This window comes from Lachnospiraceae bacterium, from assembly GCA_022794035.1.
In the GTDB taxonomy this organism is placed as follows: Bacteria; Bacillota; Clostridia; order Lachnospirales; family Bianqueaceae; genus CALWPV01.
The window spans coordinates 153,493-169,197 of record JAAWDX010000005.1; the positions used below are offsets into that span (position 1 = coordinate 153,493).

The 15,705-nt window shown below is 50.9% G+C and carries 14 protein-coding genes; 10 read left to right on the top strand and 4 right to left on the bottom strand.

The annotated features are described in order from the left end of the window. Positions 1-175 precede the first annotated feature (175 nt). From HFE64_05420 to HFE64_05445, 6 genes are read left to right on the top strand one after another with little or no spacing between them, the layout of a single operon-like run. Positions 176-4,825: a Cna B-type domain-containing protein gene (locus tag HFE64_05420; GenBank protein MCI8632905.1), complete on the top strand. Its 4,650-nt coding sequence runs from the start codon at positions 176-178 to the stop codon at positions 4,823-4,825. A gap of 3 nt (positions 4,826-4,828) precedes the next feature. Next, entirely contained in the window at positions 4,829-5,323 is a 495-nt protein-coding gene (locus HFE64_05425) for a hypothetical protein (protein ID MCI8632906.1), read from the top strand. Positions 5,324-5,325: 2 nt separating this feature from the next. After that, a complete protein-coding gene (locus HFE64_05430; protein MCI8632907.1) occupies positions 5,326-6,081 on the top strand; it encodes a hypothetical protein in 756 nt (251 codons plus the stop codon). Continuing rightward, positions 6,078-6,851 (top strand): hypothetical protein, encoded by a 774-nt coding sequence (locus HFE64_05435; protein ID MCI8632908.1) that lies wholly within the window; start codon positions 6,078-6,080, stop codon positions 6,849-6,851. The genes HFE64_05430 and HFE64_05435 overlap by 4 nt, the downstream gene beginning before the upstream one ends. Further along, on the top strand, positions 6,848-7,855 hold the full coding sequence (locus HFE64_05440; GenBank protein MCI8632909.1) for a hypothetical protein: 1,008 nt from the start codon (positions 6,848-6,850) through the stop codon (positions 7,853-7,855). The genes HFE64_05435 and HFE64_05440 overlap by 4 nt, the downstream gene beginning before the upstream one ends. A gap of 11 nt (positions 7,856-7,866) precedes the next feature. After that, a complete protein-coding gene (locus HFE64_05445) occupies positions 7,867-8,382 on the top strand; it encodes a signal peptidase I (GenBank protein MCI8632910.1) in 516 nt (171 codons plus the stop codon). 99 nt (positions 8,383-8,481) lie between these two features. On the opposite strand, the gene HFE64_05450 is transcribed toward HFE64_05445, so the two are convergent. Both HFE64_05450 and HFE64_05455 read right to left on the bottom strand, forming a co-directional pair. Then, positions 8,482-9,294, bottom strand: coding sequence for a sugar phosphate isomerase/epimerase (locus HFE64_05450; GenBank protein ID MCI8632911.1), 813 nt, complete (start codon positions 9,292-9,294; stop codon positions 8,482-8,484). 45 nt (positions 9,295-9,339) lie between these two features. Continuing rightward, entirely contained in the window at positions 9,340-10,686 is a 1,347-nt protein-coding gene (locus HFE64_05455; protein ID MCI8632912.1) for an MATE family efflux transporter, read from the bottom strand. A 125-nt stretch (positions 10,687-10,811) separates the two neighbouring features. Here HFE64_05455 and HFE64_05460 point away from each other — a divergent pair, with 125 nt between their 5' ends. From HFE64_05460 to HFE64_05470, 3 genes are read left to right on the top strand one after another with little or no spacing between them, the layout of a single operon-like run. After that, a complete protein-coding gene (locus HFE64_05460) occupies positions 10,812-11,588 on the top strand; it encodes a GNAT family N-acetyltransferase (protein ID MCI8632913.1) in 777 nt (258 codons plus the stop codon). After that, positions 11,573-12,235 (top strand): hypothetical protein, encoded by a 663-nt coding sequence (locus tag HFE64_05465; protein MCI8632914.1) that lies wholly within the window; start codon positions 11,573-11,575, stop codon positions 12,233-12,235. The genes HFE64_05460 and HFE64_05465 overlap by 16 nt, the downstream gene beginning before the upstream one ends. 31 nt (positions 12,236-12,266) lie before the next feature. Beyond that, positions 12,267-12,911, top strand: coding sequence for a TIGR01906 family membrane protein (locus tag HFE64_05470; protein MCI8632915.1), 645 nt, complete (start codon positions 12,267-12,269; stop codon positions 12,909-12,911). A 32-nt stretch (positions 12,912-12,943) separates the two neighbouring features. On the opposite strand, the gene HFE64_05475 is transcribed toward HFE64_05470, so the two are convergent. After that, complete coding sequence (locus HFE64_05475) at positions 12,944-13,804, bottom strand: phosphoribosylaminoimidazolesuccinocarboxamide synthase (protein MCI8632916.1); 861 nt, start codon at positions 13,802-13,804, stop codon at positions 12,944-12,946. Between the two features lie 41 nt (positions 13,805-13,845). Here HFE64_05475 and HFE64_05480 point away from each other — a divergent pair, with 41 nt between their 5' ends. Further along, positions 13,846-14,553 (top strand): DNA alkylation repair protein, encoded by a 708-nt coding sequence (locus HFE64_05480; GenBank protein ID MCI8632917.1) that lies wholly within the window; start codon positions 13,846-13,848, stop codon positions 14,551-14,553. Here HFE64_05480 and HFE64_05485 read toward each other — a convergent pair. Further along, entirely contained in the window at positions 14,525-15,703 is a 1,179-nt protein-coding gene (locus HFE64_05485; GenBank protein MCI8632918.1) for a phosphoribosylaminoimidazolecarboxamide formyltransferase, read from the bottom strand. The genes HFE64_05480 and HFE64_05485 overlap by 29 nt on opposite strands. Between the last annotated feature and the right edge of the window lie 2 nt (positions 15,704-15,705).

A 15,705-nucleotide genomic window follows, 5' to 3' on the forward strand; every position in this document is an offset into this window, starting at 1 on the left:
TCAGATAATTTCTTTTACCACGGATGGATTCCAGTGATCCCTCCGTGGTATTTTTTTATATAATAGTAAAAAGACTGAGCCATTTTTGGAAAAATCTGCGTCTTAAATTAAAGGAAAATATCTTACTCTATCAATTCTCCGATATGGATAAAAATAAAAGCAGAAAGGAAAAGGTATGAAAACTTTTAAGAAAATGTTGACCATCGTGCTGTGCATGGCACTGTTGATTTCTAATTCATTATCCGTACCGATGACGGTAAGTGCAGAAGATGCCTCGGATATGGAAGTGGCAATGGAAGAAAATTCTACAGAAGAAAATTCTACAGAAGAAAATTCTACGCAGGAAGACTCATTATTAGAAGAGATAAAAGAAGAGTCTTCGGAAACAAGCATTCAAGAAAGTGAGCCGGAAACTTCTGCTGAGGAGCTTAGTCAAGAGCAACCGCAGGAAAGCGAGGAGGTCTCTGCAGAGCCGCAGGAGGAGCAAAGAGCGGTTTCCTATGCTCTTTCCATGCAGCCGGCGGCCACAATTGGAGATACGCCCTATCCCAGTCTGGCAAGAGCCATTGCGGCAGCAAGCTCCGGCGATACCATTGTACTGCAGAAGGATATCACGGAAAGCGTTTCCTTTACCAAAACACTGACCCTTACGATCGATATGAATGGTAAAACATGGACGGGCAGTGGCGCATCCATGATCAGCCGCACAAGGAATAAACTGAATTTAACGCTGCAGGGCGGCGGAATCCTGATTGCGGCAGAAGGATACCGCGTTGCTACGCTTGCCACAGGCGATGTGCTGACGGCGCAGGGAGTTACCTTCAGAGGCAGCGGGGCAAACCCCAGCCAGGAAGTAGGAGGAACCAGTTCAAAAGGCGGCGTGATCTATGCAAACGGCGCGGCCGTAACGCTGACTGACTGCTATCTAGAAAATGGTAATACTACCTATAACGGCGGTGCTGTATGCTGTGAATACAGCGCATCCCTTACAGTTCAAGGCGGTGCATTCCGCAATAACCATGCAGGCAGCAGTGCCACTGGGGGCGGCGCGATTTATATTAGTAGTTCCAGCTTAAAAATAGATGGGGCAAGCTTTACCGGAAATACGGCCGGCGTTTTAGGCGGTGCTATTGGAGTCTACAGCACCAATCAAGATGTTGAGATCTCTAATACGGTATTTGAAAATAATGAGGCTAAGTATGGCGGCGCGCTTGCCTTCGGCGGAGATATGAGTTATCTATCAAAGGCGGTTCATCTGACAAATATTACGGCAGCGGGCAATACAGCAAGCAATAGTGGTGGCGCCATTTATGCGAAGGCGCCTACGCTGACAGTAAGCGGTTCTTTGACGGATAATATTTCTGGGCAGGACGGCGGTGCGATTTATAGTGTGTATAGCAATTCAAGCAGTCAGATTGGCAGGGTAACGCTCAGCGCTGCGATTCGCAATAATACAGCGGCAAGAAATGGCGGCGGCGTCTATGTACAGGCACGCTATATTACATTTGAAAGCGGCATCGTGACTGCTAATACAGCGACTAAAGGATGCGGCGGCGGTGCGTATTTATGTACTGCTGGTACGGATAAGACGCTAAACGGCGAGTATACACTGAGCGAAACGGCCCATATTTATCATAATCTGACGCCGGGTGATCTTAAGAAGGTTGGCGATATGGGCGCTTCCTCAGAGATTTATATTCGCAATGCCAGCGGCACAACGAGTAGCGCGAAGCAACAGCCAAGCACAAAGCTGATCGGATTTACGCCGGCCGCGTTTACGGATCCTGAATCCGGCGTGAGCTATATACTTTCACAATATAACGGAAAGTACGGAGCTACAGTGCCGGCAAAATGGGCAGTCAGCTATTATAGTGAGGTGCCGGTTGAGAAGACTATCTATCTGGATGCGCAGGCGCGTCATACAGCAGGCGAAAATGTCTGGGTCACCGATACGATCCAGCAGGCTTATGAGATAGCTAAAAAAGAAGAGATTCATAAAATATATGTCTGCAGCCTGCAGACGGTCGGAGCGGAAGAAGCAGCATATCTGAATGATGCTGCTATCACATGGTATCGCTGCAAGGAGCATGGCAGTACGCACTTGTTTGCCATTAAGGGAGCAGTTACGCTGAGCGCACTGCAGGTGGATGGCAATAATATCGAGTCAAAGCAATCCCTCATTGAGGTAGGAAGCGGAGCACATCTGACGCTGACCGGCAGTACTCTTGTCTGTAATGGCGTCTCGCAGTACGGCGGCGGTATCAGTGTTAATCAAGGCAAGCTTACCATGGAGGGCGGTACCGTTATCAATAACAGAGCAACCAAAAGCGGCGGCGGCATTTACGTGCAGCATGGCATTGTGAATCTGGAGGGTGGTACGATTTCCTACAATACGGCGGGCAATATTGGCGGCGGCGTCAATGCACGCGACTATGCGGTTGTCAATATGGGTCTAAACGGCGGCAGAGTGCTGATCGATCATAATACCAGCTATTCAGAAGGCGGCGGTATCTCTTATGAAAGGACCGCCAGCGGCGAAATATACAAGGCAACGATTACCAATAATCAGTCTACTTTGTACTCTCAATATGTAGCCGGCGCAGGTATTTCGGTGCAGGTAGGCGCCAGCCTGAAAATGAAAAATGTGTATGTGACCGACAATTTGGCCAAACATTATGGAGAATATGGCGCCGTATATACCTGCCCCACCGGTGAAACCGCTATTTTTAAAGTAGCGGGCGCACTGATTACAGACAATCAGCGCGAAGGTAGCGTATATGGCCCAGAGGCGATCGATATCTATCATTATACCTCCAATAGAAATAATATGGTGTACGTGTCAGAGGAAGCGCTTGGCGGCGGCGACATCACATTTTATAAGGATGTTTCAAAACAGCATAAAGCAGAGAGAAGCTATTATCAGTATACAACGGAAGGCTTTGCCATTGTCAGCGGAGTGAGTGAAGAGGCGAAGCAGTGGGCAAAGGAAAAAGCGGAGGCAGACGGCGTTGTGATTACTGGAAACAGCAGTAATGCGCCGGGCAGTGCGATTGCCAATAATGGACATTTAACGATTGGCACAGAGCAGATGGCCATGACGGTTGTGAAGGAGTGGAAGAATGCTGACGGAAGCACGCCGGTGCAGCATCCTGATCAGGTTTTGGTGTATCTTACCCGCAATGGCAAGGTAGTGGATCAGGCCACGCGTAAAGATGCCAGCATCGTACTGAGTGCCACTAATGGATGGAGCTATACCTGGAGAAATCTGGATCCGGATGCAGAGTGGTCGGTAGTGGAAGCCAGCGTACCGGGCTTTGAGGCATCTGTCAGTGAGATGAAGAAGGAAGAAGCGCCGGTATGGCTGGCGACGGACGAATATTATGTACGGACGTTAACCAATACCAAGACGGACGAACCCTCAGCAGATCTGACGATTGGGAAAACAGTCTATGCCGATGATCCAAGCGGCAGCTATGCCTTTACGATTTCTTTGGAGGCCGAGGGACAGTATGCGTATTATACCAGCAGCAATCCGCAGCTGCGGCCTATCTATGATAATCAGCAGATCAGGATCAGCCTTAGAAACGGAGAGACCGCTACGATTGCGGGACTGCCGGTTGGCACGCCGTATACAGTAAAAGAAGAGGCGCCAGAGGGATATCTGGTCTATATCGACCATCAGCTGAGCGATACAGGAGAAATCACCGGCAGCGCTGAGCAGGCGACGGCCATTCAATATACGAATATTCAGGCAACTGATATTGCCGTTCAAAAAGAATGGAATGACGGGGAAGATCAATACGGCAGAAGACCCGATGAGATTAGCGTCCATCTGCTGCAAAACGGACAAAAGCATCAAACGGCGCAGCTTAATGCAGCCGGCAGCTGGCAGCACAGATTTACTCAGCTGCCTAAATATGATCTGGATGGCGTGCTGTACCAATATGAAGTGAAAGAAGAGCCGGTGCAGGGATATGAGACAGAGATCGCGGCAGCAGAGGACGGAAGCTATGTAATGACCAATACGCTTCTTACGGACATCACGGTGACAAAGGTATGGGAGGACGAAGACGACCTTTACGGCCTAAGGCCACAAAACATTGTCATCATACTGCAAAGATCCGTCGCCGGTGAGGCGGAAGAGGAGATCCAGAGGCTTGAGCTTAGCGCAGAGCAGGCAGATGCAAGCGGAGCCTGGGTCTTCAAGGCTTCCGGACTTCCGGTATTTAATCAGGAAGGGCAGGCCTATGTCTATCGCATTACCGAGGCAGCGGAGGGGCTGAATCCACAGTATACGATCCTGTATGATGAGCCTCAGACCGACGCAGAAGGCGGTATCCGTCTGACCGTGACCAACCGGCTGCCGATGGGAGAAGCTCAGCTGATTAAAACTCTAAACCGTTATAATGCCACACTGGGAGGCGCGACCTTTGTATTTGATGTGAAGGCAGAGCTGGATGGCCAGCTGCTGTACAGCAATATACTGACCACAGACTTTGCAGCGCCGGGGCAGCAGTATGTTTCCATGGGTAAATTCCCCGTCGGAACTGTGATTACGGTAGAAGAGGTTTACAGCGGCAGCTGTTATGAGCTGGTTTCAGGAGAGGCGCTGCAGACCCTGATCATGGAGCAAGATGAGACCACCGGCGAGGTGCCAGTGCAGACAGCGCAGTATGTCAACGATTATAATGAAAAGCTTGTGAGCGGCGCAGGGATTATCAATGCATATACCCGAGGGGAAAATGAAGAGGGTATTTCGATTTGGAACGTAACCCAGCATTTTTCTGTGAATCCACTGCGAATGACAGAGGAAGGGAGGCAATAAGATATGAAAAAAAGAGTTTGGATGCTGCTTGGCAGTATCGTACTTGTCCTAGGAATATCCGTTGGTATTACGCTGGCATATTTTACGGCCTATTCCACGGAAGCAGGAACGCAGGAGCTGGTTTTGGGTACGGATACAACGATTCATGAAACAGTGACGGACCTGAATAAATCCGTCACCATCACAAACGAAGGCGGGGCTCCTGTCTTTGTCAGAGTTAAGGCTTTCTATCCGCAGGCAGAGGGGCTGGAGGTCGCGGTGATTCCGGGAGAGGGCTGGAGCGCTGCTGCCGAAGGCTGGTATCAGTATCAGCTTCCGCTGGCGGCTGGAGAGACAACGGCGTCCTCTGTTGAGATCGAGGTTACCGTATCGGAAAAGCTGGAAAAGGAGTTTAATATTGTGGTGGTGCATGAAGCCGTGGCAGCTCTGTATACAGAAGAAGGAGAAGCCTATGCGGATTGGAGCATGAGGCTTGCTGCAGAAGGGGAGGAGAATTAACCATGAAAAACGTAAAATCTCTTCTTTCAATTAAGACCGTCGTATTCGCGCTCTGCGCGGCTGCATTGATTGGGCTGGCCGGAGCCGGCTTAAGCAGAGCAAGTCTGCAGGTGACCGGAGGAGAATATACGGCGCAGATCGGCACGCAAAATATTGGCGTTGCTCTTTTAGAGGGAGAGCGATTGGTGAGTCAGTCGCAGGCTGAAGGGGCAACACACGGCACGATCCTCAGTCATTTGCTGGAAGAAGGGGAAACGCAGATTGTCCCCGGCAAGACCTATGAGGAACTGCTCAGTGTTAAAAATACAGGCGATATCGATGAGTATGTGCGAGTCATTATAAAAAAGCGGTGGCAAAACCAAGAGGGGGTGCCGCTTACGACACTAGCGCCGCAGCTGATTGATTTGCATCTTTTAACGACTGAAAACGGCGGTGCGTGGCTATTAGATGAGAGTGCCAGCACAAAGGAGCAGATCGTATTATATTATACTGGCATTATACCGGTTGAGGGCACGGCAGCCTTTGCTGATACGCTGCGGATTGACGAGGCGGTCATGAAGGCGGCCTCCATGAAGGAGGAAAGCCAGGTGATCACATTAACGTATGCGTATCAGGATGCCGTATTTGCCATTGATGTTGAGGTAGATGCCGTGCAGACGAATAATGCAGAAAAGGCAATCCTCAGCGCCTGGGGCAAAGAGGTTTCCATTGATGAGAATGGGGTGCTCAGTCTGAAAGAGGGAGGAGCGCAGAAATGAAAAAGATAAATCGATGTATAGCGCTGCTTCTGATGGCGGCTGTGTGTATCCTGAATGCAGCAGGCGTTTCTGCCGCAGAGCATGAAGGCGAGGAAGGCTGGCTGGTTACTTTTGATTCCGAGAGGCTGGTCAGCAATATGGAAACGGGAGAAGAGTTTACCGAGGTTTTGGGCCGGATTCAGCCCGGCGATACAGTCACTTTGCGCGTGGCGCTGCACAATGAAGCCTCTGAGGCAACGGATTGGTATATGCAGAACGAGGTGCTGAATAGCTTTGAAAAAAGCGTGCAGGCAAGCGGCGGCGCGTATAGCTATATCCTGAGCTATATAGATGAAAAGGGAACAGAAACTGTGATCTATAACAGCAATACAGTGGGCGGAGATGAAGTCATAGGGCAGCGTGTTGGCTTGGAGCAGGCAACCATCTCATTAACTGATTATTTTTATGTGGCTACGCTAAAAGAGCAGGAAAGGGGCGCGGTATTGCTGACCGTAGGGCTGGATGGAGAGACAAACGGCAATCAGTATCAAAATGCAGCCGCTGACCTTAAAATGGATTTTGCCGTAGAGCTTTCTTCGTTATTTAAGGAACCAGAGGTAGAGCGGCGCACAGAGAATCAGTATATTACCGTGCGGACACCGGGCAGCACTGCCGGCGCAAAGACCGGCGATACCACATCAATCTGGCCGTATGTGGGTGCGGGAGGCGCAGCGCTGCTGCTGATCATACTGCTTGTCTGTCTGAAAAAAAGAAAGGGGACGCAAAAATGATGAGATCTGTTAAAAAAGCTTTAGCATGCGTACTCAGCAGTGTACTCCTCATCATGCTGCAGATACCCGCTTTGGCAGCAGAGGCTGAGCAGGAGCCCTACACATATCAGGTGACGATTTCTGCCGGTGCGCAGGGCGTTTTTAATGAAAACAGTCTGGCGGCCATTGGAGTGACGGGAGACAATGTATCTGGCGTCAGCAAGGAGATCAATGAGAGTCATACGCTGATTACGATTAGCGGACTGCACTATGGTGATAAGGTTAGCTGTGATATGGCCAATCAAGCAGAGAATAATCCGGTCACCTTATTAGAAACGCGGTATTATAACAAGGGAATCCGTCAGAGCGGTCATGATAATGAAGAGGCCAAGAATGCGTCTTTTACCGTAGAGGGCGATGCTTCCTATGTGGTAGCCTATGGAATTGCCGGCAATATGGCCGAATATCGGGTACGCTATGTAAGCAGCGTTACCGGCGAGCCCTTAGCAGAAGAGCAGGTATATTACGGCGTGATTGGCGATAAGCCGGTTGTTCCGTACTTGTATGTGGAGGGGTATTTGCCGCAGGCTTATAATCTGACGAAAACACTGAGCGACAATGTCGGAGAAAATGTTTTTGAATTTGACTATACGCCGGTTCCAGAGTCGGTTATCGAGACAGTGGTTAACACGGTTTATGTAGAAGGCTCTGAGGGGCAGACCAGCGAGAGTGTGCCGGCACCTGCGGAAGAAACATCCGAGACCTCAGCCGCACCTGCAGGAGAAAGCAGTGAAGCGCAGCAGGAGGATCAGGAAGTGAGTCGGCCGCAGGAAATCATCGACTTAGATGATAATCCGGTACCGTTGGGCTCCGGCGAAAGTCAGGCAGATGCCAATGAGGATGAGGAGCCCTCAGGCAGCACCTATCAGAAAATGCTATATGTGCTGGCAGGCGGAGCTGCCGCGGTGCTCGTTGTAGTCATTTTGATTGCTGTGATTTTGAAAAAGAGAAAAGAGCGGCGATAAAGGAAATGAAGATGAAACAAGAAAAAAAGAAGCGCTGCACCGCGTGGCTGCACGCGATAGGTGCTCTTCTGCTCTGGGGCGTGATTTTACTCTGCATTATCCTTACCATTCCCCGAGTTTTTGGCTATCAGCTTTATCATGTTATCAGCGGCAGCATGGAGCCGCAGATCCCAATAGGGAGCTTGATTTTAACAAAGGAGATACAGCCGCAGGAGCTGGAGTCCGGCGATATCATCACCTTTTACGGCGGGTTTAATCAGGCAAGTACGATTGTGCACCGGGTGGTAGCCAATGAACGGGCAGAGAAGCAGCTGATTACAAAGGGGGATGCCAATGAGCAGGAGGATATCCGGCCGGTAAAATACTCCTATGTACTGGGCAAAATGGTTATATCTGTGCCAAGGCTTGGGTGGCTTGCCGCTGCGATCGGCACTTGGACAGGGAAAGCGGTGTTAATGATCATTGCGGTAATTGGCTTCTGTGTTAAGAATATTGCTTCCTATATGGAGCTGAAGCATAAAGAATAGATTTCATCAAAAAATGCGACTAATAAAAAAGCGCTAGTTGTGGCCAATACCAGAACTAGCGCTTTTCTGTATACAGTTGTGCTTGGCTTTTTTACAGCATTAGCCCTTTAAGTACTGAATGCTTAAAAGAGCAGCTTCCATGGGAGTGCGTCCGACGGAACGGTCCTGTTCCACGACGAGCCACTGCGTGCCGGATTCCTCAGCCGCCTTTACAATAGCCGGCATATCCTGCATGCCATGTCCGACAGGACGGAATTCAAAAGTGCCCTTAGTTTCCTTCTTCTCAGCGATACCAATCAGCTCATACATATCAGAGGCAGCGCCCTCTTTGTAGAAGTCCTTTAAATGAACAACCGGGCAGCGGCCTGCATATTTGCGGATGTATGCAGCCGGATTTTCGCCGGCAACATTTACCCAGCAGGTATCCAGCTCAGTCTGCAGTAGGTCAGCCGGAATTGCATCATACATGTAGTCAAGGCCATATTGTCCGTTTTCCAGCTTGATAAATTCAAAATCATGATTATGATACAGCATCGGGATTCCCATTTCCTTGGCAACCTCGCAGATATGACGCATCTGCTTCAGCGTATCTTCAAAAACGGGCGTGCCATGGCGGACATCCTCATTCAAATAAGGAAAAGCAATATACCGACAGCCAATTTCCTTATAGGCAGCAATGGTGCCCTTTGGGTCTGCCAAAAGCTCTACATAGGGAACATGCGCAGAGATCGCAGGGATGCCTACTTCATCCAAGGCCTGACGAATCTCCGCAGGCGTATGTCCGTACAGGCCGGCCAGCTCTACGCCGGCATAACCGGCATCCTTCAACTTTTGCATAGTACATTTAAAATCAGCAGCGGCATCCTCACGGACAGAAAAGACCTGAATTGCAACGGGTAATTGAGTTAACATACTCTTCCTCCTATCAAAATGTAATCCATTACATATGCTTATATACTATACTTTTGAAGGTTTTTTGTCAACCGCTTTACGCAAAAAATATATCAAGAAAGGAACGCTTAATAAAAAGGTTGCCGCATCCGCAAAGGCCTGTGCCAGCTGTACGCCCCAGAGCTCAGGCAGCAGCAGAATCAGCGGCAGAAAAAACAACCCCTGCCGTGCCCCTGCCAGAAAGGACGATATCACAGGCCGGTTTACAGACTGAAAGCTCAGATTCGCAATCGTACAAGCCGGAAGCAGCGGCATTGTTAGCGCGCCGGCGCGCAAAGAAAGAGAAGCAATGCGGACAACCTCCGCCTCGTCCATAAACAGGCGAATGAGGGCAGGAGCCTGCCAAAATATGAGAGCGCCCAAAAGAGTAAGGGCGGCGGTCCCGGTCCAGAGGCAAAAATGAAAGGCCCTGCGGATGCGCTGCGTGTTATGCTGTGCGTAGTTAAAGCCGATGAGGGGCTGCAGACCCTGGCCGTATCCGAGCATGAGCGTGAAAACGATCATAAAAATTTTGCCGGCGATGGACATCGCAGTGACGACGGCATCACCGTAGAGGCTGGCACAGCGGTTAAGCAGGATGGCGGAGGCTGCCGCCAGCCCCTGACGCAGCAGAGAAGGAAAGCCGGTCAGGAAAATGCGTCCAGAGAAGCGAAAGCCGGAAAAACGGAGAGAAAGGGAGCTTTTACCGGTGAGAAATGCGGATAAAAGGACGGCAAAACAAGCCGCTTGGCTGAGGAGTGTGGCGAGCGCGATGCCCTGAATGCCGAGCGGCTGCAGAAGGAGGGGGTCGAGAAGGATATTGAGAAAGCCACCGACGGCAATGCCCAGCAGTGCGCGGGCAGTTTTGCCTTCGGCACGCAGCAGATGGCTCAGGCAGAGGGATCCGGTCAGGAAGGGAGCGGCAATGAAAATATAGAGGCTGTAGGAGACGGCATGCGGCAAAATGGTCTCAGAGGCGCCTAAAAGGCGCAAAAAGGGCTCCCGCCAAAAGGCAATGGAGGCGATCAAAAGACCGCAGAGCAGCGACAGATAAAAGCTGGCGCCGGCAATCTGACCGGCCTCGTGCACCTGACGCTTGCCGAGGCGGAGGGAAATCAAGCTGCCGCCGCCCATGCCCAGCGTAAAGCCGGCGGCCTGGATGAGCGCCATCAGCGAAAAGGTGATGCCGACGGCGCCGGAGGCTTCTACGCCAAGTCTGGCAACAAAAAAGGTATCGGCCAGATTGTAAATAGAAGTGATCAGCATGCTGCCCATGGTAGGCAGCGCCAAGGAAAGCAATAGGCCGGGTATGGGCTTTTGCATCATGCGTTTATATTCGGCTTTCGATGCGGCAGGACTCTGGGTTTTCGTCATGACAGGCTCCTTTATGGGATAAACTTGACGGTAGTATATGTAAAAAAAGAAAATTCCATACAAAAAAGGAAATCTGACAAAAACAGCGAATATTAACTATTATATGATAAGAAGGAGAAGAGAAAATGGTCACGCGATTAGAGGATACGGACAAGGCAGCGCCTCTTTTTGAGGGCTGGCAGGAGACCATGATTTGGTCATGCCTGCAGGGAATGATGGGCGGCATTTATGTCACGGATGTGACGGCGCCCAGATCAGCCGTCGCTCGTTTGGGAGATTTTTGTTTTTTTGCCGGCCGGCCGGAAAGAGAGCTGGTGCTTTATCAGCCTCCGGAGGATATACGGGATTTTATGATTATGGCAGCGCAAAATGCGGCCTGGGAAGAGCTGATTGCGGAGTGCTGGGGAGAACGGGCGCAGAGGAGAATGCGGTACGCCATTAAAAAAGAAGGGGATATTTTTGACAGGAGAAAGCTGCAGCAGATAGTAGAGAATCTGCCTTCAGAATATAGGCTGAAGGAGATTGACGAGAGCCTGTATGAGCAGTGTCTTCAGGACGGCTGGACAAGGGATCTGGTGGCACAGTTTGAAAATTATGAGATCTACCGAAAATATGGGCTCGGCATTGTAGCGCTGCATGACGGCCGGATTGTATCCGGCGCCTCCAGCTATTCGGCGTATCGGGAAGGCATTGAGATTGAGATCGATACGCATGCTGCCTATCGCAGGAGGGGGCTGGCGCTGGCCTGCGGCGCCAAGCTCATTTTGTCATGCCTTGAGAGGGGGCTGTATCCAAGCTGGGATGCGCAGAATCTGGGCTCGGTAGCGCTGGCAGAAAAGCTGGGGTATCATGCCGATCATGCCTATCCCGTGTTTGAGGTGAGCGGATGCGGCAACGTATAAGGGCAGTCTTTATAGCGGCGGAGCTGCTGCTTTACGGTCTGTTTTTGATGCTGGATATACGGCAGCAGCCTTCGGCAGAATGGAAATATGCCTCGATCTGTTTATGCGCTTTGTGTGTCTTCCTGCTGACAAAAAGACAGTGGCTGATGCGGACAGCCTTTTTGCTGACTGTGCTGGCCGATACATTTTTATTGCTGCTGGACAGGCAGTACCTCATAGGAGTGCTGTGCTTTTGCGCGGTGCAGCTTCTATATGCCCTTAGGCTCGGGAAGCGCTGCGGCAAGCGGGGGCTTGTCATCCGCGGGATGAGCTATGGTGCTGCGCTGCTTATTTTGTATGGACTGGATTTGTTGGCGCCTTTGACGGCAGCAGCAGCGTTTTCTTTTACGCAGCTTGCCGTGAGCGCTATGACGGCGCTGCGAAAGCCGCGTAAAACATGTAGTGATCGCCTGACGGCTTGGGGCCTGACGTTGTTTTTAGGCTGCGATATCTGTGTGGGGCTGCACAATATAGAGGCCTATCTGCCGGTTTTGATATGGCCGCAGGGGGTCAGCATAGGGATGTGGCTGTTTTATCTGCCTGCGCAGGTACTGCTTGTTTTATCAGCATATGAAGAGGAAAGGGAGGGACAGACCAATGGAGAATAAAGATTGGCAGAGCAGGGCCGCGGCGCTTCTGATGATTATCTGCACAGCTCTGTTTATTTTAACGGCGAGTATCGCTGTGCCCATCCTGTGCCGGCCATTCTTTTATCTGCAGATTGGCCCGCTGGGCTTAGAAGCAGAAACAGGGCTGGCCAAGCAGGAGATTATGCAGGCCTATTCGGAAATGCTGGATTTCTGCACCGGCTTATCCAGAGAATTTTCAACGGGCGTACTGCCGTGGTCGCCGCAGGGGCGTGCGCATTTTGTGGATGTCAGGTGGCTTTTTATGCTCGATTTAGGAGCAGCCGCGGTCAGCGGCTGTGTGCTTTTGGCAGGGTATTTTATGCGGAAAAGAGCCTTGAGGCCGCTCTATTGTTTTAGAGGGCGGGGAGCCGGCTTTTGGGCGGGCAGCAGCCTGCTGGCTGTTTTTGCTTTGCTGACAGGCCTTGCCGCGCTGGATTTTGGGAGAGCCTTTGCGGTATTTCATAAGATTTTCTTCCCGGGGAAAAGCAATTGGATTTTTTCTCCGGAAGAGGATGCTGTGATTACGATTTTGCCGGAGGCATTTTTCAGAAACTGCGCCATTTTGATCGTGGTTTTGATTGTAGTAAGCTGTTTATCGCTGATCGTGCATGATGTTTATCGGCGCAGAAAGCAAAAAAAGCCTTCCAAAATCTGAAGAAGATTTTGGAAGGCTTGAAAAGCAGCTTTTTAGAGAGCCTTGCCGGTCAGCATTTCATAGGCCTGCAAATATTTATCAATTGTCTTGTTCACAACCTCCTGCGGCAGTGTCCAGTTATGGTCTGTATTTTCCTTCAGCCAGTCGCGGGCAAACTGCTTGTCAAAAGAGGGCTGGCCGTGACCGGGCTCATAGCCTTCGGCCGGCCAGAAGCGAGAGCTGTCTGGCGTGAGCATTTCATCGCCGATGACAATATTGCCGGCTTCATCGAGTCCGAACTCAAATTTGGTATCAGCAATGATGATGCCGCGGCTCAGCGCATAATCAGCGCATTTTTGATAAAGCGCGATCGTGTAGTCACGCAGCTTGGCGGCATATTCAGCCCCCTTGCCCGGAAAATATTTTTCCAGATGGGTGATGCTTTGCTCAAACGAGATATTCTCATCATGATCGCCGATTTCCGCCTTAGTGGAAGGGGTGTAGATGGGCTGCGGAAGCTTGTCGGATTCCTGCAGGCCCTCCGGCAGTGTGATGCCGCAGACGGTACCGTTTTTCTGGTAGCTGGCCCAGCCGCTTCCGGTAATATAGCCGCGCACGATGCACTCGATGGGCAGCATGTTCAGCTTACGGCAGAGCATGCTCTTGCCTTCAAAGGCCGGCTGGCGGAAAAACTCCGGCATATCGTTTGTGTCGGCAGAGATCATGTGATTCGGCACGATATCCTTGGTCAGATCAAACCAGAACTTAGACATCTGTGTCAGCACCGTGCCCTTTTTGGTCACTTCATTATTTAAAATCACATCAAAACAGCTGATACGGTCGGTAGCCACCATGATCAGGCTGTCGCCGTTATCATAAATTTCACGGACCTTTCCTTCTTTGATTGGTTTCATTTCAAATACCTCATCATCTAAAATTTTGCAAAGGAGTATAACTGGTGAAAAATTACATAGAAAAGCGGCTTTTTGAATTGCAGGATACGGCCTATCGGGACTTTCACAGCAGACTGATCCCTACAATCAGCCCCGATAGAATTATCGGCGTGCGCACACCGGCGCTGAGAAAGCTGGCCAAGGAGCTGATCAAGGATCCGTACATTGCAGAGTTCCTGCAGGACCTGCCGCATTCGTATTATGATGAAAATACGCTGCACGCCCTCCTGATTTCAGAGCTTAAGGACTATGCGCTGTGCCTGCAGGAGTTAGACCGTTTCCTTCCCTATGTGGATAACTGGGCCACCTGCGATATCATGTCGCCCAAGATCTTCAAAAAGCACCTGCCGGAGCTTATCCCGGTGGTAGAGAGCTGGATCAGAAGCTCACATCCCTATACGATTCGTTTTGGCCTTGTCATGCTCATGAGCTTCTATCTGGACGAAGCCTTCCGCCCGGAATACCTGACTCTCGCAGCATCTGCCGTCTCCGAAGAGTACTATGTGAAGATGGCGGTCGCCTGGTACTTTGCTACAGCACTGGCCAAGCAGTACGAGGCGACGATTCCTTACATCGAGCAGCAGAAGCTGCCAAAATGGACGCATAACAAAGCCATTCAAAAGGCGATCGAGAGCTACCGCATCACAGCCGATCAAAAAGCATACTTAAGGACCCTTAAGCTTAGTGGTGGAATAACCGAAGTCCGGTGAAGGACATTACCATATTATGCTTGTCGCAGGCAGCGATCACATTGTCATCGCGCACAGAGCCGCCCGGCTCAGCTACATATTGGACGCCGCTCTTGAAGGCGCGCTCAATATTATCGCCAAAGGGGAAGAAGGCATCGGAGCCAAGGGCTACGCCGGTAAGCTGATCAAGCCAGGCGCGTTTTTCCTCACGGGTGAATACAGGCGGTTTTTCTTTAAATGTATTTTCCCATACGCCGTCAGCAAGGATGTCCATGTACTCCTCGCCGATATAAAGATCAATGGCATTATCACGGTCCGCACGGCCGATGTGGTCAACAAACTGCAGATTCAAAACCTGGGGAGCCTGCCGCAGCCACCAGTTGTCTGCCTTGGTTCCCGCCAGGCGGGTACAATGGATGCGGGACTGCTGTCCGGCGCCGATGCCGATGGCTTGGCCGTCTTTTACGTAGCACACAGAATTGGACTGCGTGTATTTGAGCGTAATCATGGCGATGGCCAGATCGATCTTAGCGCTGTCCGGCAGCTCTTTGTTTTGCGTAACAATATTGCTGAAAAAGTTTTCGTCGATTTTGAGTTCGTTGCGGCCCTGCTCGAAGGTGATGCCGAAGACCTGCTTGCGCTCAAGGGGAGCAGGACGGTAGGCAGGATCAATTTCCAGTACGCAGTAATTGCCACCCTTTTTCTTTTGCAGAAGCTCCAGTGCCTTGGGCTCATAGCCGGGCGCGATCACGCCGTCGGAGACCTCACGCTTGATGAGGCGGGCCGTGGGCACATCGCATACATCAGACAAAGCGATAAAATCACCGAAGGAAGACATGCGGTCTGCACCGCGGGCCCGGGCATAGGCGCAGGAGAGGGGCGAGAAGGTCTTGACATCCTCCACCCAGTAGATTTTTTTAAGCGTGTCAGTGAGCGGCAGACCGACAGCGGCGCCGGCCGGAGATACATGCTTAAATGAGGTAGCAGCAGGAAGGCCGCTGACGGCTTTGAGCTCTGTTACCAGCTGCCAGCCGTTCAAGGCATCAAGCAGATTGATATAGCCGGGACGGCCGCAGAGCACTTTAATAGGCAGATCAGAGCCATCCTCCATAAAAATGCGGGATGGCTTCTGGTTGGGATTGCAGCCATATTTTAATTGCATTTCATTCATGG